14 protein-coding genes are annotated in these 18,691 nt (G+C 37.8%); 2 read left to right on the plus strand and 12 right to left on the minus strand.

Features of this window, described 5'->3' with window-relative positions:
• Positions 1-207: 207 nt before the first annotated feature.
• Entirely contained in the window at positions 208-2,130 is a 1,923-nt protein-coding gene (locus BB050_RS17105; RefSeq protein ID WP_066034427.1) for an RICIN domain-containing protein, read from the minus strand.
• 507 nt (positions 2,131-2,637) lie between these two features.
• Between BB050_RS17105 and BB050_RS17110 the strand changes: the two genes are divergently transcribed.
• Entirely contained in the window at positions 2,638-3,945 is a 1,308-nt protein-coding gene (locus tag BB050_RS17110; protein WP_236940354.1) for a sensor histidine kinase, read from the plus strand.
• A complete protein-coding gene (locus BB050_RS17115) occupies positions 3,945-4,373 on the plus strand; it encodes a response regulator (RefSeq protein WP_066034429.1) in 429 nt (142 codons plus the stop codon). Before BB050_RS17110 ends, BB050_RS17115 begins: the two co-directional genes overlap by 1 nt.
• Before the next feature lie 106 nt (positions 4,374-4,479).
• Here the strand turns inward: BB050_RS17115 and chrA are convergent, their stop codons facing one another.
• The 11 genes from chrA to BB050_RS17170 form a co-directional block, all read right to left on the minus strand.
• Positions 4,480-5,610: a chromate efflux transporter gene (gene chrA, locus BB050_RS17120; RefSeq protein ID WP_066034430.1), complete on the minus strand. Its 1,131-nt coding sequence runs from the start codon at positions 5,608-5,610 to the stop codon at positions 4,480-4,482.
• On the minus strand, positions 5,600-6,034 hold the full coding sequence (locus BB050_RS17125; RefSeq protein WP_066034431.1) for a DoxX family protein: 435 nt from the start codon (positions 6,032-6,034) through the stop codon (positions 5,600-5,602). Before BB050_RS17125 ends, chrA begins: the two co-directional genes overlap by 11 nt.
• Positions 6,035-6,302: 268 nt before the next feature.
• Positions 6,303-7,478 carry a chromate transporter gene (locus tag BB050_RS17130; protein WP_066034432.1) on the minus strand — a complete coding sequence of 392 codons (1,176 nt, stop codon included), beginning with the start codon at positions 7,476-7,478 and terminating at the stop codon, positions 6,303-6,305.
• A gap of 11 nt (positions 7,479-7,489) precedes the next feature.
• A complete protein-coding gene (locus tag BB050_RS17135) occupies positions 7,490-7,987 on the minus strand; it encodes a hypothetical protein (RefSeq protein ID WP_008469217.1) in 498 nt (165 codons plus the stop codon).
• 281 nt (positions 7,988-8,268) lie between these two features.
• Positions 8,269-8,847: a DUF4833 domain-containing protein gene (locus tag BB050_RS17140; protein WP_066034433.1), complete on the minus strand. Its 579-nt coding sequence runs from the start codon at positions 8,845-8,847 to the stop codon at positions 8,269-8,271.
• 49 nt (positions 8,848-8,896) lie between these two features.
• Positions 8,897-9,295, minus strand: a complete 399-nt coding sequence (locus tag BB050_RS17145; protein WP_066034434.1) for a GtrA family protein — start codon at positions 9,293-9,295, stop codon at positions 8,897-8,899.
• A 7-nt stretch (positions 9,296-9,302) separates the two neighbouring features.
• Positions 9,303-9,983 (minus strand): CDP-alcohol phosphatidyltransferase family protein, encoded by a 681-nt coding sequence (locus tag BB050_RS17150; protein ID WP_066034435.1) that lies wholly within the window; start codon positions 9,981-9,983, stop codon positions 9,303-9,305.
• 153 nt (positions 9,984-10,136) lie between these two features.
• Positions 10,137-10,943 carry a phytanoyl-CoA dioxygenase family protein gene (locus tag BB050_RS17155; protein WP_008469212.1) on the minus strand — a complete coding sequence of 269 codons (807 nt, stop codon included), beginning with the start codon at positions 10,941-10,943 and terminating at the stop codon, positions 10,137-10,139.
• A 237-nt stretch (positions 10,944-11,180) separates the two neighbouring features.
• Entirely contained in the window at positions 11,181-11,969 is a 789-nt protein-coding gene (locus BB050_RS17160) for an SDR family NAD(P)-dependent oxidoreductase (protein ID WP_008469210.1), read from the minus strand.
• Between the two features lie 279 nt (positions 11,970-12,248).
• Positions 12,249-13,679 (minus strand): hypothetical protein, encoded by a 1,431-nt coding sequence (locus tag BB050_RS17165; RefSeq protein WP_066034436.1) that lies wholly within the window; start codon positions 13,677-13,679, stop codon positions 12,249-12,251.
• A gap of 23 nt (positions 13,680-13,702) precedes the next feature.
• On the minus strand, positions 13,703-18,286 hold the full coding sequence (locus tag BB050_RS17170) for a molybdopterin cofactor-binding domain-containing protein (RefSeq protein ID WP_066034437.1): 4,584 nt from the start codon (positions 18,284-18,286) through the stop codon (positions 13,703-13,705).
• Between the last annotated feature and the right edge of the window lie 405 nt (positions 18,287-18,691).

Genomic DNA, 18,691 nt, shown 5'->3' on the forward strand with positions numbered 1-18,691 from the left:
TTGAATGGAATGAGATGAATAAAGATGGAAAATATGAGAGGAAGTGCATGTGGATATGGGGCGCAGAGATTTGCTACTATACGTTAATTAAATCAGTGTTTTTATTTTCATGATGGCAGCAGAAGAAAAGAAAAAACCACTGTTTAAGTGAAGATCTAAAACAGTGGCTTGGTATTTATATGATTGATAGTTATAAAAGTTTTGTCTTTATTCAACGACTATTTTTTTGGATGCAGCAGATGAATCTTGAAGGACCCTTGCTACATATATGCCTTTGCTAAGTTTTGTTCTAATAGTTTGACTAGCATTGGCTTTCAGATTTTTTGCTTCATAAACCAGTTCGCCGCCAATTGAGTATATAGTCAGAGAATACTCTTTATCTGACTCTGAAGTGAAATGGATATTAAACTCTCCACCCTTTGACGGATTTGGATATATCTGTACGCCAGCATCTATTTCTATATTATCTGCTGAAATATTCTGTGCAACGGCACTTTTTGAAGTCGTTCCTATTTTATTGAATTTAAATAGTTGGCATGAAGTCCCATAATATTCCCAAAGTTGGAGATTTGCTGTTCCATCCATATTGCAGTTGGATGTGTCCCAGCCTTTTGTGGTGTCAACTGCTGATTTTATGCTGTAATAGCCGTTGCCAACATCGGTTACCAGCCATTTTTGGGCATCATTAGTATAATTGTCCCAAAGCCTTATCGATTTCCCATTTGTTGGATCTGCACTTTCAAGATCTATTACACGTCCAGTTGAGCTTGCATTGGATTTAAAACGCCAATACCCGTTTCCTGCATCAATGGCAATCCACTGCTGTGCTGTTGTGCCCAATCGATCCCAAGGTCGGATGGCAGTGCCATTTGCATTGGTTCCATACATAAGGTCTACCACTTTATTCGAATTTGTTTTAAATTCAATTTCATAGACTCCATTGTTTACTAGAGTAGTGCAGGTTTGCGACGGAATGTTGCTGTTTGCATATTCAGAGAACCACTGTTTGACTGGCGCAGCGCACGCCTCCCAGTTATTGTTGAAAGCAGTTGTAACATTGTAGGGATCTGCATTGGTTATAAGTCCCTCGGGTGCCAGTAGATTCCAGCTGCAATTTCCTGTGGCATCGATTCTGCCCTTCAGGTTAAGTCCAAAACCGCTTGTTGTTCCAGTTCCCCATGTCTCTGCTCCAGTAGGTGACCAATCGGTTTCTGTTATCATAATTGGCGCTATATTAGCAATCGGTTGCACATTGGCATTCCAAGCATTATTGAAGCTGGTTGTATTTTCAGCATTTGCTCCCCAATACCCTGGATAGACATGTACAGCATAACCAATATTGCCACCTGTTATCAAATGGTTTGGATATCCCTGATAATGGGATTGGTATCCTGTTCCCGGTATCCAGCAGACATTATTTGCACCATTAGACCTAATTCTATTTACAATATCTTGGAAGAAGTTCTTCAATGCGGCAAAGTGCTCATCACCTGTTGCGCCCCAGTTTCCATTTGTTCCTAGTATTTCTATAGGTTCATTGGCAATTTCAAACATAACATTGTCTACATTTTTTAAGTTGGGATGACTCGATAGATATTGCCAAACCGTTCTTAAATAATTATGGTAGCTGTCTCCATAGGCAATTCGATTGGGACATACTCCAGGAGGGCGAAGCACAACATAAAGCCCTCTGCTTCTGGCGTGGTTGATTAGAGGGATTATGACTTGGTTTACATAAGTAACCAGTCTATTATAATCAAAGCACGAGATGTTATTTTCTCCAGCTGTGCATCCTGGTGTGTTAGTCCAGTAGGGATCGATATGGAGTCTTATGTAATTTAATTTCCATCCATTGGCTGTGTTTGTGAGCGCATCCATAACGGCATTATTGTAATTCAGACATCCCTGAACATTATAATTATCCCAGCGACATTGGCCATAAGAACAGCCATTGAACCAGGGACTGGGAGTTATGGCTACCCCGTGCAGCAATACATTTTTTCCGCAGGGATCTTTTAGATTCTTGCCATCAACATGTAGAGGAGGCAAAGGCATTCCAGGCCATGCATATAATTCCATCAGAGGAATAATCGCCAGAAATAGAAAAATCACTTTTTTTACTCTTTTCATAACTTTAATTGGTTTAATTAGTTAGTAAATTAACCTACAACTTCTTGTAGGTTTTTCATTGCTAATTTAATAATAAAAGAGATTAAAAAACAACCGATTGCGTAATTTTTTAACATGAATTTTTAAGATTTCAGTATTTAGAGCAGGTAAAAGGGAAATTAACTATTGTAATATTTTATGTTTTTATTTTGGGTGGTGATGTGAAAATTTTGTTGAGGGATGATATTGATGGTATCATTTTCCTGTTTTTTGCAATGCTCTTATTACAATTGTCTTAAAAATTTTGTATTTTAGTTCAAGCCCAGTTCCAAATCTTGAAGACATGCTGAACTTATGCAAATGTTCGGCAGCTTGAAAATCATCTCGAAGAAAAGTATCTCAGAATTGTAGTAACAGTTTTTAGATAGCCACAGAACGTTTGATGGCCTGATGCTTTTAGAATGCTAAAATTGGGATTTATTTTTACAGTATAGATCGTTTTAACCTTAAATAGCTTAAGAGATGCAAATGAAGCAAAAAGACGAAAACCTAGACCAATCAGCCCATATTGCTGAATTTTTATCAGCTATTAAAACCAAATCGGATCGTTTAGCCAATTATTTTATTTTCACCTTTTTTGCTTTTGGCTTGTTTCTGGCTACTTTTTATGATACCTGGCAGATAGCAGTTGGAGTGGGTGGCCTATTATTGGTGGCCTATTTTTCGGCAAAAATGGCTCTTGCTGATTCAGACTTCTACCAGTATGTTTTAAGTGCTGTTTTAGGAATCTTTATGGCCCAATTTATCTATCAAATGCATGGCCTGTTTGAAATGCACTTTACGGCATTTCTTTCCAGCGCCATATTGATTACATATCAGAAATGGAAATTACAGATTCCTCTTCTAATCATCGTGATAGTGCATCACGCCCTGTTTGCCTATATGCAGTACTCAGGGGTAGGCGGCATTTATTTTACGCAGTTGGATCATATGTCGCTGCAAACCTTTATATTCCATATTGTTCTTGTGGCGGCTATTTTCTCAGTTTGCGGACTGTGGGCCTACCAGTTTAAGAAATACAGCGAAATGCATATCGATCTTATTTTCAAGAAAAAAGAAATTGAAAATATGGAACTTAAAAGAGCCAATTATGAATTAGACCACTTTGTGTATAGTGCTTCCCACGACCTAAGAGCACCACTAAATTCCATGCTGGGGCTGATTGAAATTGCAAAAGACGAGACAGAAGAAGGCCATACTTTGGAATATTTAGAAGCTTTGAAAGGCAATGCAGAAAGGCTGGACACCTTTATCTGTGATATTTTAGACTATTCGCGTAATCTCCGCACTGATGTAAGCAATGACTCGATTAGTTACAAAGAGCTTTTGAATGACATAGAGCAGAATCTAAAATTCATGGGCGATAATAGCCGCAGCGTTGATTTTATCACCGCTATTAGAGGGGACAGCCCTGTTTTTTCTGATAAAAGCAGGCTTAACAATATTCTAAATAATCTCATTTCAAATGCAATTCGTTATCAAGATACCGAAAAGAAAAATCCTTTTGTTAAAATTGAAATTGACATTTTGGAAGATGAAACGCATATTGTAATTAGTGATAACGGAATAGGCATTCCAGAAGAGTCCCTGCCTAAAATATATGATATGTTTTATCGTGCATCCAACAAGGCGGTAGGATCAGGGCTTGGGCTCTATATTGCAAAGGAGGCTCTCAACAAACTTGGAGGCCAGATAAAGGTAACTTCCAAAGTGGGAGAGGGAACCGCTTTTTATATTCAAATTCCAAACAGACAGATGATAAAAAATATTAATTGATGGAAGCAGCTTCTCAAAAAACATTTTACAAAAAGGTTCTTGTTGTCGATGACAATCCGACAGACCGATTTATTGCAAAAAAAATGATTGAAAAATGCAGTTTTGCCCAAGAGACTATTCTGTGTGAATCTGCTCAGCAGGCATTGGAATATCTTATAGCATTGGAAGATGAGCCTGATGCTTTACCGGATTTTATTTTTCTAGACATCAGCATGCCGGGCATGGATGGATACGAGTTTCTGGAGCAGTATGCCACTTTTCCAGAGGTGATTAAAGCCAAATGTATAATTTTAATGCTAACCACTTCTCTGCATCCCGATGACATTGAGCGCGCCCAAAGCAATCCTCTGGTCATCCGTTTTATAAACAAGCCTATAAGCAGAGATAAGCTCGAAATGATTTCCAATGATTTTCCTGCGGAAAATTAGGTGGCGTTTTGCTATTAGACAGGATAGTAGTGAGGAAGCTGGTTAGAAAGTGGATTATTTTACGTTTTTTTATGTGTATTAGCAATCAAAATTTTTGCATTATGTGCTAAATATAAGTCAGAAGGTAGCCCAGCAATGCGCCTCCCAAAACTACTAAGGCAGTATTTAATTTTTTTAAGGTAAAAACTGTAATACCGCTAATGCTTGCAATTAAAACTGTTCGCCAATCAGTAATAGTTTCTTCGGCCATAGATATGCACAAAGCGGCTATTATTGCTATAGAAGCAGCATTTACTGCATCAATAAAAATAGATAATCCTTTTGCCCTTCGTAATCGTTTCATTATAAAGTTAAGCAGTACAACGAAAATAAAAGATGGCAGAAAAATTGCGACAGTCGATATCACTGCTCCTGAAAGGCCGTTTATTTGATAGCCGATAAAAGTTACAGAAGAAAATACAGGACCAGGTGTAAATTGGCCTACAGCAATGGCACCCATTAATTCCTGCTTTGTAAGTAGACCCTTGGTTGTTAATTCAGCATCCAAAAATGCAAACAGCACATATCCGCTTCCGTAGAGAATAGCACCTATTTTTAGAAACGTTAAAAAGAGTTTAGAATTTACTGTTGTCCAAAATCCGGTTTGAGGCAATGACATTAAAGCAAATGGAGCAAGGCTGCCAAGTCCGTCAATTCTCATTTTTTGAATATAAAAAACAGCCATGGCCAGAAGTCCCGATCCGAAGAGCAGATAAATTTCATTAGCTCCGAAGATAGTAGCTGTAAGGACAGCTATTGCGATCAAACCTAAAAATATAGATTTTACCGACTTTACAGCTAATGGTGAGACTGCTCCAATAATAATGGCTATAATAGCTGGTTTGATGCCATAAATGAACGGCTGTACTTCAGGGAGCTGTCCATAAAGACTGTATAGGTGTGCCAGAATCCCAGTTATCAATACGGCTGGCATGATAAAACAGCACCCGGCAGTTAGCAAACCCTTCCAGCCTCCTTTGACATAACCTATATGAATAGCCATTTCGGTGCTGTTCGGTCCAGGAATAAGGTTGGTAGCTCCAAGCAGATCCAGAAAATGCTGTTCATTTAGCCATTTGTATTTCGAGACCACTTCTTTGTGCATCATGGCTATGTGCGCAGCAGGTCCGCCAAAGCCAATTGTTCCCAGCTTTAGGAATACCCGTGCAATTTCTTTAAGGGTTGCATTATGCTCCATTTTTCATTAAAGTTTTGTCAGCTGACCAATAGCCGGCACCTTTAATAATAAGAAAAATGCTTCCCATTAGCATTGCCCAATCTGTGCGGCTCTCATGCATCATTTCCCAAAAGCCATCTTGGGCAAGAATTTTGAATTTGGTAGTGGCTATAGCTGCAACCATTATTACTAAAAGAGGAATGCCTGCCAATCTTGTGATAAATCCAATCAAAATTAGTATTCCACAGATTATTTCTAAGCCAGCAACAAGGTTTCCCAAGAATTCAGGAGAAGGCAGTCCCATTTTTTGGAAACGGCCTACGCCGCGAAGAGCGGGAAACAGAAATTTTTGAATGCCTTCTGAAAGAAATACCGTACCGACCATGAGACGGATAAGTAACGTAGTTTTTGAGTCGTCCGTCTTAATTATATTATGAAATTTCATGCTTATATGGGCTTAAGGATTTTTTGGACTAGTAATGTTTCAGCTCATAAATCTAAAAAATATATTCAGATTAAGATCTATTTTTTTAAAGGTTCAATGGCATAAAACTTTGATCTCTTAATAAGTCCTCTATCTGGTATTTTAAATCTGGATGAATGAGGTATTTCGTTGCTAATAGAGACAAGGAGCGTCGTATTTTTCTTTTTTAGATTTGTGAGCAATAGTTAGCTTGAATCTCTTGGGAGAGGGAAGTAACGAAGCTGTTAGCCTATACGATGACTAATTTAATGATTAGACCCAAGACAGCCGCCACCACAATAATATAAGGTTCCTGAATTTTCTTTATATAAAGCAGCGCAAAAATGGTGACAATAGCGATGATAGCCGTTGGAATGTCTATTATGCTCCTTTTGGCTATTACAATTACAGATCCGACAAGTGCGCCTATCACAGCGGCCGTAATGCCTTCTACAAATGCTTTAACAGGCTTGTTCTGAGCAATCTTCTTAAACGATGGAGCCATCGCGATAGTAAAGAGATAGCAAGGAAGAAAGGTCGCTAGTGCAGCTACCAGTGCCCCCAAAAAACCATTGACGAGATAACCTATAAATCCTACAGTTATTACTACAGGACCTGGCGTGATCATGGCAACAGCAACAGAGTCCAGAAACTGCTGTTCTGTAAGCCATTGATTTTCGGTCACAACTCCTGAATGAAGAAAGGGAACTATAGCAAGGCCGCTTCCGAAGACAAAGGTGCCGGCTTCAGCAAAAAAGACCGCTATTTTAGTGAGAGTTGAACTTTCATAGCTCCAAAATATAGCGAGAAAAGTAATTAAAGAAAAAGAGTTTGCAGTCTTTATATTCCACCATTTAGGACGCGCATAAACAATCATGTATAGAAGTCCTGCTGCTATAAAAAGAAACACTTGTTCTTTTTCTGTGACATAAGTGATAAGAACGGCAAGAATAAAAAACAGCCATAATAGCCATTTGGATTTTATTGCTTCAAAATTAGGTTTTCCTATAGATTTTAAAGTAAGTTTATACGAACTCAAAGCTATTATTCCGATAACCGCTGCGCCTACACCGTAAAATACAGCCTGAATCCAAGAAAGGCCACCATATATCTGATAAATAATGCCTAATAGCAGTACCATTAAGAAAGAAGGCAGTACAAAGGCAAATCCAATTAATGTTGCACCCAAAAAGCGATAATGCACAAATCCTAGATAAATGCCAAGCTGCGCTGCAAGAGGGCCAGGGGCTAGCTGTGCCAATGCAAGTCCTTCTCGGTATTCTTCTTCAGTTATCCATTTTCGATTTTCCACCAAATCTTTGTGCATATAGCCAACCAAAGCAACAGGACCTCCGAATCCGATTGTGCCGAGCTTTAAGAAATATAGAAACAGCTCTTTTAATGTGTATTTGGGATTTTCGTTCATAAACCTAAATTTTAAAATGCAATTCCAAATTGAAAGCCTGCTGTAAAAGAAGCCGGATGATCGTTGCCAAAGCGTACAGGGAGAGGTATAGCGGCAAAGTAGCTGCAATTGGCGCTTTTTATTATTGTTTTATTTATAACAGGTGTGAAGCCATATCTCCCCGAGGACTCAAAAGCGGCTCTTCCTGCAAATGTAAATCCGTTTCCTAAAGCAACCAGAATTCCAGGATGGAACAATAAATTGGTTACTTTATCAGTTCCCTGATCATCTTTAATATTCGGAACTACCTCAAAAGAAAATCCGATTTTCTCGTTTTTCCAAATATTGATTCCCGTTGGGAAACCCACAGCATAATAATCTCTGAAGTTTACAGCAGTTTGATCTTCACTTACGGTTACTATTGGATGCAAAATGCCAAAATATCCTGTAATCTTAGGATAAACAGTTTGAGAAAAAGAGGTGTGGCTGAATACTGATAAAATTAATAGAAGCTGAAATCTGAAAGACATTGGTTTTGGTTTTTATAAGTTATGAAAACAAAATTATCATCATTGAAGTTCTCTTAATAGAATGCTTTTTACGTTTTGTATATGGATTACTTTTTTTGATCTTTTTTTACTCAGACGGATTTGACAGGACGATTCTGTTGGATTTTAAAAGTTTAAACAGTAAGATATTGTTTGCAGTGCAACCCAAACGAGAAACAATATGTTAGAATACTATTACTGGAAAATAATTAAAGTTGATTGGCAGCGCTTATCTTCTGGTTCCAAAGTTTAAATTTTAGAATTTATTTTAATAATATTCTTTCAGTAATTATTTTATTTGAGGAAGCATCAATTCCCGTAACTTCTGCATACTTAACATTTGGTAGCCAGAACGAGCCTCCTTCAATTCGTACAAATATTTTTTCTACCTGTATTTTTTTGCGGTTCACATTTACAAATGCATGATATTTTTGATCTGAATCTATTTTCTTCAAGGTGATGGGAAGTTTTTTATAGGCTGCAAACTGAAGCTCAAACTCTTCATTATTTAAAATCTTACTTTCGATTCCATAAGCAAATCTGCGCTGGATATAATTGAAGTCTTTTCGTTCTCCCTTTTCAGCATATCGAATCCAATACCCTTTTACGGGATTGCTTTTGTTTATTTTTCCGTTTTCTAGATAGTTTATGGCATAAACAGCAGTGTTTATATTGGGATCCCGCTGAATGTAAAACAGCATATCATCTATATTTTTAGGTGTTGGAAAATGTAATGGCGATGGATTTTCAGACTGCGCCCATAGTTTTTCAGAGGCCATGTTTATTAAGATCGCTATAGCGATTACTGATTTTGAAAAATATTTAAACGTCAATTTGTCCATAACACAACATTTATACGTTAATTTTATTCGGTTGCACTCTGTTTTTCGTTTACCCGAAAACCCAATATTTAATTAGTGGGTAATTAAAACCATACGATACAAAACTATCGGTGATTATTCTTCCGATTCGATAATCGATTTGAAATGTTTTCTGCAGAATGAGCGTGCCAAATGATTTTAAGGAAATGCTACCCAATACAACCAGCGCAAATTTGAAAAGCTGGTTATTGATACAGCTGCTATAGCCAGAGTGATTTTTAAATACCCAAAATCTATTGATGCTGAAATTGATAATTGCGCCAACGCTTCCTGAAATTAAAATAGAGAAGGTGAAATGCAGCTTAAATATTTCGGTCAATAAAATCATTAAGCCATAATCCGTAAGGCCGCCTAAAAATGCCGCAACTTGTGCCCGCAGAAAAGTGAAAATTGATTTTTTCTTAAACATCTCAGTCTTAGCTTCTGTCTTTTAAATCGCCCAGCTTTAAAAGTTTAAAGCTGTCTATGGTATTGATTACAAATAAAATAATGGTAATAAAGCCAGCCAAGTAAGCAATTGATCCATGAGCAAATACTTCTGCAATTAAAATTAGAGCAATTATAAACCTGAGTTCTGTTGGACCGACAAGACCGGAATCTATGCTGTATTGGTTTGTGATTTTGTAGCGTAGCTGGCTGATGATCATAGACCAGCCATATAATGCAACAAAAGCAAAAGCTATGATTTGCGTACCGTTTTTAGCATAGATGTAGTAGCCAAAGCCTATAAGCACGATACCAATCCAATCGACGATGATATCGAGCGCAAAACCATACCAGCGGCGCGGAATATTTCTGTAATATGCCAATCTTCCATCTAAAGAATCTCCTAACCAATTTATAGCAAGTCCGATAATGCCCAAAAGTAGATATTGATCTGTTGAATAAGCACCCAAAACAAAAGCTAAAAAAACTAACCCAGAACCAAGCGAACCAATTAAAGTGAGCAGGTTAGGCGAAATGAATCTTGGCACCTTCGGAAGCAAAAATACAATGGTCAGCTGCTCCGCTCTTTTTAAGATATTAGTCCGCTTGCGGTCTGAAAATGTTCTTTGAACAATGGCATTATTCCCTTCATGCTGCGTTTCCTTTCCCATTAATAACCCATTATTAGTAAACCTGACAGTATACCCAATTCCAGTTTTATAATTTTTACTTTTATCTTTCTTTGGACATTTTTTAAAAAATCGGAGGTTCTTTTTAGTTTACCTGATCTGACCAGATAACTAAATGCAATAACAAACAGCATATTACTTAACAATTCCCGCAAAACGTTGATAGAAAACCGTTGGGCTGTTCTCATTTTTAGGAGCATATTTTCCTGCTATAATGGGAATATAAATAACTCTTCTTCTGCTTTCTTCGCCGCGGATAGATGATTCCGCGACTCTGTGCCACAAGCGCCCGTCATGGATGGTTAAATCTCCAGCTTCTGGAATTATTGAAACTTCGTCTGGATCTTCTTTATGGTCTAAAAAGTATTTTTTGCGAAAAAGCATTTGGTAAATACTCTGTTTGTGCGTACCTGGAATGATTTTAAGACCACCGTTTTCAGGTTTTAAAGAGCTTAAATGAATGCCCACATTTAACATGGGATTTAATTTTGTACCATAAAAAATATCCCTCAAGCCATCTGTATGCCAGCCCATCTTGGTAAACTTGCTTTCAGGTCCATTGATATAATGATTGAAAACCATTCCATCTTTTTCTTCAGTGCCTAATCTTGCGCCATCGCCTGCCAATTGCAACAAGCTATTAAATCTTGGATCAAGTAGAAGGCCGCTTAATGTTTGATGGTGCTGATTGATAAAGGCAAAGCGCTGCACAATAGGAGAGCCGTCTAAATCTTTACCATATTTAATTGGAACGCCGTTTACTTTTTGAAGATCATTGTCAATCCATTTTTGTTCTACTTCTTTTGAAGCATCAATGATTGATGAAACGGTTTCTGGGGTTATAAAATTTTTGAAATGGATAAAACCATATTGGTTAAAAAAGTTGATTTGTTCAGCAGTTAATTGATTAGCTAGGGTAAATGTTTTATATGAAGAGACCATGATAAATATATTTAATAAATGAAAAATAGTGTTTGAAATTTTATCTAAAAGTTTAGCAACAGCTACAACAGCAACAGCAACAGCAACACATTCGCATGTTTGCGTGCATTTGGTTTTTAGGAAAATTAAACATGTTTCTTTTACTAGACATATTCTATCGAATTAGTAGAGATTTAATGCGAAGATAATATAATTTTTCTTTTACAATGAATTTTTTTTTATTTTTTTTTGAAAAAATTAAATTTTATAAATCCCAGCTGCTGTTTTTTCGATAAATGCTTTCGGTAGTATACGGTTAGCATAAACAGAAATGATATTTGTAAAACCAGGAATAACTTCTGATTTTTTTCCGAACATGGCTTTTACTGCCATTTTTGCCACTTTATCAGGCTGCATATTAAACTTTTCAGCCATTTTGTTTAAAGCGCTTAAACCCGCTCTTGCAGCAAAGCCTGTATCGACAGGACCTGGACTGAAACAGGTTACTGATATTGAAGTTTTAGCAAGTTCGAAACGAAGAGCACGAGTAAAGGACAAGATAAATGCTTTTGTGGCCGAATAAATTGCAAGTGTTGGTACAGCTTGATACGCAGCCGTACTGCATATGTTTAAAATGTAGGCTTGTTTTTCTTTTGAAAGAATAGGCATCAATAAATGCGACAATTCTACCACTGCATTCATGTTAAGCTGCATCATGCCAAGCTGATCGCTGAGAGGAGAATGGCTAAAATCGCCCCATACACCATAACCAGCGTTGTTAACTAAAATGCCAACGGGATAATTATTCATTTTTATCCAATCAACTACTTTCAGGGATGCCTCTTTTATCGAAAGATCAATAGGAAAGATAGGAGCAATAGTGCCGTATTTTGCATGAAGATCATCAGATAGCGTCTTTAATTCCTCACCACTTCTTGCAACAAGCAGTAACGGATAGCCCTGTTTGGCCAACTCGTAAGCAATAGATTTTCCAATTCCTTTGCTTGCACCAGTTATTAAGGCATATGCTTTTGTTTCTTCGCTCATTCTATTAATTTAATTATCAAATATAAAGATTAATTTTTAACCCGGTCGGTATAATTAAATAGTTTGATTATGTTTATGAGCCTGTCAAATGTTTTTTTTTGATCTATAGAATAAATGTTATTGTTGTAAGGATGAACTTTTAAAATTTATAGGATTTCATTTGAGACACTAAATCAGCACAGCCAAATAACGGGAAAATATTTTAAGTGAATGTACGCAGTTATTAAATCTTACCTGCCATAAAATAGGGTAGGTAAGATTTAATTTTGGAGTGTGAAATTATTTGTTAGGTGCAATATCTCCACGGCGTATAGGCACATGAACAGCTTTGTATTGTGATGCAAATTTTCCGTTTTCTGAAGCAGCCTTAGCAGTAAAGAAATTTTCTAAGGCAATAGCGACTTGGAAAGAGAAATCTGTTGAATATACATTCGGGTCCATAGAAGTTCCGCATTCTATATTCTGAAACCACTCCATCCATACTTTACCTCCTCCTCCAACAGGTGGGTTTACGCCTCCGTCTGGAGCAGCATTAGGCGGAACAAGAGATGTCACTGCAGGATATTGAGCTGCATTATGGCATGACATGCATGAAACTGTATTAAGATCAGCAGGACCGTCTAATCTGCCGTTCCATCCAAGATGCTGAGGAGGCAGATTTGGACTTTCGAAAATTACCGTTTCTTTCAAATCCTTGTTTACTTCAGTCTTAATTGGCGGATAAGGAGATGTTTTGTTAATCTTGTTTTCGGGATCATTCCCCCATGTAAGCCCAACAGGCACAAGATTCATCAATTTGTTTTTCTTGTTTAGCTTACCATTGTAGCAGAAAGTTCCAAATACCCATCCAGTTCCTTGAGGATTGCTAGGGCTTCTGTCTGCTCTAGGATCACGCACAGAAATATCCATTTGCAGAAGGTGCACATCAGAAACTACTCTTTTGTCTGATTTCCAGAAATTTTCTGTTATATAAGCTTTCCAAGTAAGCGGATTTACAAGATAATCTACGAAATCTGTACCTTTTGGAGCATCGGTAAAAAGCAGTTTGATAAAAACAGTCCCTGTTGGGAAACCGCCATTGTCATAACGTTTATCCAATACTTTTATATTAGGATTTTGAGGAGATTTCCACATTTTACCCATAGCATAACCTGCTTTATCATTGATCAAGGTAATGGCGTAAACAGAGTAGTCTCCCTCAATTCCTTTGAGTCTTGGTCCTAACTGTAAAGGTCCCAGAGGCGCTTCTTTAATTAAACCATGAAAACCTTCTGTACCTCCGTTTGGTGGGTAAGCATTTGGTCCTTCAACACTTGGATGAAGCCATGGAATATGGTACCAGTTGCGTACTTTGTTTTTGTATGGATCCCATTCCTCTGTATTTCCCTCAAAACCATAGTCACGTACAGCTTCTATATATTTTAAAGGTTCTTTCTTAAAATCAATATCCAGAAATTTAGGCATTTCCTCTGGCAATTCAGTTGGGAAATCTGTTTTTAGACGAAAAATAGGCTGGTCAGAATATTTTTCTCGATATTCTTGAGGGCTTACCATGTAACCGAAGTCGGGAAAACCATCTTCTTCATAATTTTTCTGTTCCAGTGCAGCGAGGGCTAGATTCTTTTTTTCTGCAACAGGTTCTTCACGTTTTTTGTCGCAGGAAGCAAACAAAATTGAAATTGCTATAATAAGCGGTCTTAATTGTTTCATAAATTGAAGATTGTGTTAATAGTTTATGTATTGGCTAAATTGTTTTCAGTAATCTCACAAGCCCTGCGCACTTCCTGTACAGTAGCAGGAGCATCTAGTCGAAATAGTGGAGATAGTCCACGTTCTACTCTTGAGGCTCTTATAGCATCTTTTATGGCAAAGAAGACACTGTTGGCTAGCACTAAAGGAGGTTCGCCGACCTCTTTGGCAGAAAATATCTGGTTAGGATCTTCAGGTATGCTTTGAACAGACTTTTCATCCCTTGGGAAAAGATAGGTGTTCATTTCTAACGGAATTGTAGTTATAGCAGGAATTTTGTAACGCCATGTATTGGTTGAATTTAATCTTCCGATGTCTGGACCGTCTGTTTCTGATACTAATTTTTCAGTTAATAAATATCCGATTCCCTGAACAAAAGCGCCTTCAATCTGTCCTATGTCAATAGCAGGATTCATACTCCATCCCATATCATAAATAATATCAGAGCTTATGATTTTTACTTCTCCTGTGAGGATATCTACTTCGGTAACAGAACAGGCAACAGAATAGGTGAAGCCTACAAAGGAATCAACACCTCCGCCAAGCGAAGCATCTTTTATACGTTCTATGCCTGGAATATTTGGCTGGTCTTTTTCAGTTTTAAATGTCATGGCAGGAATCTGTATTTCGCCACCTTTTATTTTAGCATTAAAAGTAGCAATAAGATTTACCCTTTGAGAGGCGGCCAAACTTATTAGGTTTTGCCATATCATAGATTTATTTCCCTGTTTAGGGTCAATTTTTTTGGCCCAGCCTTTATTTTCACCTGCGCCGTAATTCCAAAAATCTATATTTTTATTTTTGCACCATTCTTCGCCATTTTCATTTAGCATCTGATAGCCAAATTCCATAAGCCTAGATCGCATTTCCTCGCAGGTTTGTTTGACGGCTTCGCATGAATAAGGAGTTCCTGTAGAACCTCCAGTACTTGTTGGGTTAGGAGTGATGCTTGTATTTACATTGTCAATAAATATCATTTCCATTGGAATTCCCAACACATAAGAAGCTACCTGTTGTGCTTGTGTAACCAGACCTTGTCCAATTTCAACACCTCCCTGATGGATTACTACGGTTCCGTCGGCTGGATTAATGGCCACAACAGCAGCTGATTGTTCCAGCATAAGCAAATTATATCCTGACCCATATTTTACAGGAATCATAGAAATACCTCTTTTAAACCATTTGTTTTCTTTATTGAATTTTTGGACATCTGCATATTTAGCTTCAAAATTTGAAACTTCTTTAGCGTATGCCCATACCTGTTTCATATAGCAGTAAGTAAGCGCCTGACCAAATGGAGTCACATCACCACGGTCGTAAAGATTTTTTTCACGCAGATCTTCAGGTCTCATGCCAATAGAAACAGCGGCATCATCAATAGCATTTTCTACAATATTTTTTCCTTGTACATCTCCAAAGGCACGCATCGCTGTGCTAGGAGCGGTATTGGTTCTGCATACATCAATCTGGCTTTCGAAATTTTTAATTTTATAAGCATTATCTGTGCGCAGTTGGATGCAATTGGATACGATGAAGGAGCAGTCATAGAAAGCACCGCCGTCTCCCCACATTTTAAGCTGGAAACCATGAAGAATTCCTTTGTTTTCAGGTTTATATTCACCAGTATCTACGGCAATTTCGTATTCACCATAATAGGCATGGCGTTTTCCTATCATGGCAGTATCTTCGTCACGTGGCATGGCTATTCTGACAGGCTTTTTCACCGCTTTCGCAGCAACCGCAGCAGGCCCAGCCACAAAACGCGTCTGTTCGGTTTTTCCTCCAAATCCTCCTCCAACGGGCGGAACATTTATTTCTACTTGGTGATGGTACATGGCTAATGCCGAAGCGACTGTATCATGCATTCCGCCTGGACTTTGTACAGATGGCTGCACTTTTATTCGGCCTTCGTCTATAGGAGTTGCAATACAGGCTTGCGGTTCCATATAGAAATGAGCTTGTCCACCACAAAGCTGTGAAGAAGTAACCACTGTACACGGGATATTGTCTACATTCTCTTTCCTTTCGGTTATGGATTGTTCACGTATTAGAGTTTCAATTTTAGTGGGCTGTTCTTTCACCCAATCAAACTGGCTTCCTGGTCGCGTTATCTTCCAGATATGAGATATAAACGGGGTTGAAGTAGGCGCATCGGGAAAGATGCTTTCTTTTTTTATTGCTTCAAGAAAATCGAATATAGGTTCACTCCATTTTCCTGTCCAAGGAGTTCCAGGTTTTGTATATTGAACATATTTTTCAGAAACCTCCGCGGCAATTCTGATTGCTTCCTGTTCGTTTGAGGCAAGTACCATAGCAATAGATTGACCAACATAACTCACTAATTCTTCTGCAAAAAGCGGCTGGTCATTTCCCATTCCCTGATAATTACGGCCTCCGTTTTTAACGTTTTCATGAGTAATAATATCGCTAAAAGCAGGAAACTCGTTTTTAAGATGTACTCGTAATTCTTCAATTTCGACTTTTTTGCCATTCACTGCGAAAGAATAATTCATTAGGGCTTTTCGGCTTTGCACAAATGCTCCGTTTAATGTTTGTGGAGGCACTGGAAGCTCATGTGTGTAATGAATCTGTCCTGAAGTTTGGTACATGGCCGTAACTTTGATATAAGGCTGTGCCACTGGCGCTTTGTAATCTTGTGTTTTATATTTTTGAACGCCATCACTTGCAGGCCATTTGTTCCATTTGTTTTCTGCCGAAGAAATCAGGTTTTCTGGAATTTTAGCTCCTTTAGCAACTAAAGCGTTAATGATTGATTTGTAAAAAAAGGATACGGCCAATTGTGTTCGGTATTCTTTCGTGAAATCTTCATTCGGAACTTCTTTCATACGTTCGTCCTGAAGATCGAGTTCTTTTCGCACTTCTTTTGCCAGAATTGCTGAAAGTGTAGCAGCGTCTTTAAGCTCTAGCTTTTTATTTATCATCGCTTTTTCAGTTTCTGTTGCTCTCCACGGATAAGGAGCAATACCTCCAAGTGCAATTACTGCCGACTCCGTAATATACTGATCGCTAATTTTGAAGCTGGTCGTAGCATTGACAATACTGTGAGCGTTTACTTCACGAAGTGCTACTTTTTGAGCAAGTACAATAGCATTAGAGTCTTTTAACGGAATTTCATATGAGCTAAGAACAATAGTATCAGCAAGTTTTGAATCTATTTTGATTGCTTCTAAAAGTTCTCCTGCCGTTTTTGCATACGCTTTAAATTGGCCATTTTTCTCTAATTGGAAATAGCTGATTTTTACATTTAAAGCAAACAAGACAGTGAAAAGGTCTGACGGAAATGGTTCGCCTGTGCCTTTTGGAATATGTTTTAGAACTAGCATCGTGTTTCCGCCAATTGTGGCAGCATTACGTACAATTCGACCAGCAGTTCTGCGAGCCATATAATCTAGTGCTTCAAGTGCTGTAACATCCGATTGGGATTTCTTTTTAATGTCTTGCCCAGTGTCAATGTACTTAGAAAGTATTTCAATAAAGCTGCTATAAGTGGTGCTGGCTGATAGCAGAATGTGATCTTCAGTTATTTTATTTCTCTCGTTTAATTCGGGAATGAAGCGAATATCAGCGTAAAAAGTACTTGGCAGATACTCGTTTTTATAAATTCCGTAAGAGGTGTTTGCATGTACCAATCTAACGTCGTGGTTTTCTTTTAAAATTTCTGCGAGTTCCTGTAGTGTAGTCGGAGCAGCCCATCGATTGGTTGAAACACCTATAGCCGAATTTTGGGCTTCTTTTGGGAAAGGTATTTCTAATTTGCCTGGTAATTGAGCTTTACCCACAGGATCAAGCATGCAGGGCATCCTCTTTTCCTCATCATCCTTACTCCAATCAGAAGCAAAAGTTTTCATTCCCGTAAGGATTGATCGATATCCTGTGCATCGGCATAAATTACCGTCAAAGGCTTGTTCGATTTCTTTTTTGGTTGCTTTTTTATTATTGATTATGAATTCTGACATATTCATCACAAATCCTACGCTGCAGTAACCACATTGGCTGCCGTTATTAAGTGCCAATTGATATGCGACTGGGTTTATTCCTGTATGCGTCTCTTCAGATGGAAAATCAGAAATATTCTTTATAAGTTTTATATCAGCAGCACTGGCTCCATCTTTAGTGGCGCGGGCAACTTTTTTTAGAACAGCAAGATGTTTTTCTTCGGCTTGTTTTTCAGCCTCTTCTAATACAGGAGAATAATCTTCGCCTAACGGAGCAGGCATGCGTGTTGAGCTGGTTTTTTGGACAAAATGCTCTGGATCGGGCTTACGGGCTGCACCTGTTCCTTCGATAGTGGTAATAGAAAGCCCTCCTATAGAACATACTGGTCTAAGGCAGGAGTTTATTGCCAGATGGTTGGGTTTCTTTTCCTGATTATCCCATTCTGACAAGATAACTGTACATCCGCCACAGCCCCCTTGTCCACATGGTTTCTTTGGTCCGCAGAGCGCTACTTCGGGAGATCTTAAATAATCAATTAAAAGTAAATCGGGAGAAGGATTTTCTATAATCGTAGGTTTCCCATTTAAAAAGAAATTTACCGTGTTTTTCATAGTAGCTGAAGAATTGATTTGTTTTTTGATTTTTCTAACTTAAAAAATGAAATAAATCCACATGGAATTCACCAGTAGCTGAACTGGAAATCTTGCATACAGATGTTTTGGCGCAGAGTTTTTTGATGCTATTGATTATTCATGCCTTTTATAGCAGCATTTCAATAGGATAGGAGTATAGAAATGGGGATTCTAATAATAGTTTATTTAACAGGAATATAACAATAGCTTTTGTTTAGAAACATTTGGAGCAGGAATATTATCTGTAAATATTCGATTATTAAATCATAACAAATGTAAGATGACGTTTGAAATTGCCATCAGGTAGTAATACGTGTTTTTTAAGAGAAACCCTATAAAATGATTTTTTAGATTATAAATTAACATCTAATGCAAAGAGAAAAC

Source organism: Flavobacterium anhuiense, assembly GCF_001705175.1.
Classification (GTDB): Bacteria; Bacteroidota; Bacteroidia; order Flavobacteriales; family Flavobacteriaceae; genus Flavobacterium; species Flavobacterium anhuiense.

Bases quoted from the DNA above. Each gene is read 5' to 3' on its own strand.
- BB050_RS17130 (WP_066034432.1), bottom strand. From the start codon at position 7,478: ATGAACGAAAATCCCAAATACACATTAAAAGAGCTGTTTCTATATTTC.
- BB050_RS17135 (WP_008469217.1), bottom strand. From the start codon at position 7,987: ATGTCTTTCAGATTTCAGCTTCTATTAATTTTATCAGTATTCAGCCAC.
- BB050_RS17105 (WP_066034427.1), bottom strand. From the start codon at position 2,130: ATGAAAAGAGTAAAAAAAGTGATTTTTCTATTTCTGGCGATTATTCCT.
- BB050_RS17170 (WP_066034437.1), bottom strand. From the start codon at position 18,286: ATGAAAAACACGGTAAATTTCTTTTTAAATGGGAAACCTACGATTATA.
- BB050_RS17160 (WP_008469210.1), bottom strand. From the start codon at position 11,969: ATGAGCGAAGAAACAAAAGCATATGCCTTAATAACTGGTGCAAGCAAA.
- BB050_RS17165 (WP_066034436.1), bottom strand. From the start codon at position 13,679: ATGAAACAATTAAGACCGCTTATTATAGCAATTTCAATTTTGTTTGCT.
- BB050_RS17145 (WP_066034434.1), bottom strand. From the start codon at position 9,295: ATGTTTAAGAAAAAATCAATTTTCACTTTTCTGCGGGCACAAGTTGCG.
- BB050_RS17140 (WP_066034433.1), bottom strand. From the start codon at position 8,847: ATGGACAAATTGACGTTTAAATATTTTTCAAAATCAGTAATCGCTATA.
- BB050_RS17150 (WP_066034435.1), bottom strand. From the start codon at position 9,983: ATGGGAAAGGAAACGCAGCATGAAGGGAATAATGCCATTGTTCAAAGA.
- BB050_RS17115 (WP_066034429.1), top strand. From the start codon at position 3,945: ATGGAAGCAGCTTCTCAAAAAACATTTTACAAAAAGGTTCTTGTTGTC.
- BB050_RS17125 (WP_066034431.1), bottom strand. From the start codon at position 6,034: ATGAAATTTCATAATATAATTAAGACGGACGACTCAAAAACTACGTTA.
- chrA (WP_066034430.1), bottom strand. From the start codon at position 5,610: ATGGAGCATAATGCAACCCTTAAAGAAATTGCACGGGTATTCCTAAAG.
- BB050_RS17155 (WP_008469212.1), bottom strand. From the start codon at position 10,943: ATGGTCTCTTCATATAAAACATTTACCCTAGCTAATCAATTAACTGCT.
- BB050_RS17110 (WP_236940354.1), top strand. From the start codon at position 2,638: ATGAAGCAAAAAGACGAAAACCTAGACCAATCAGCCCATATTGCTGAA.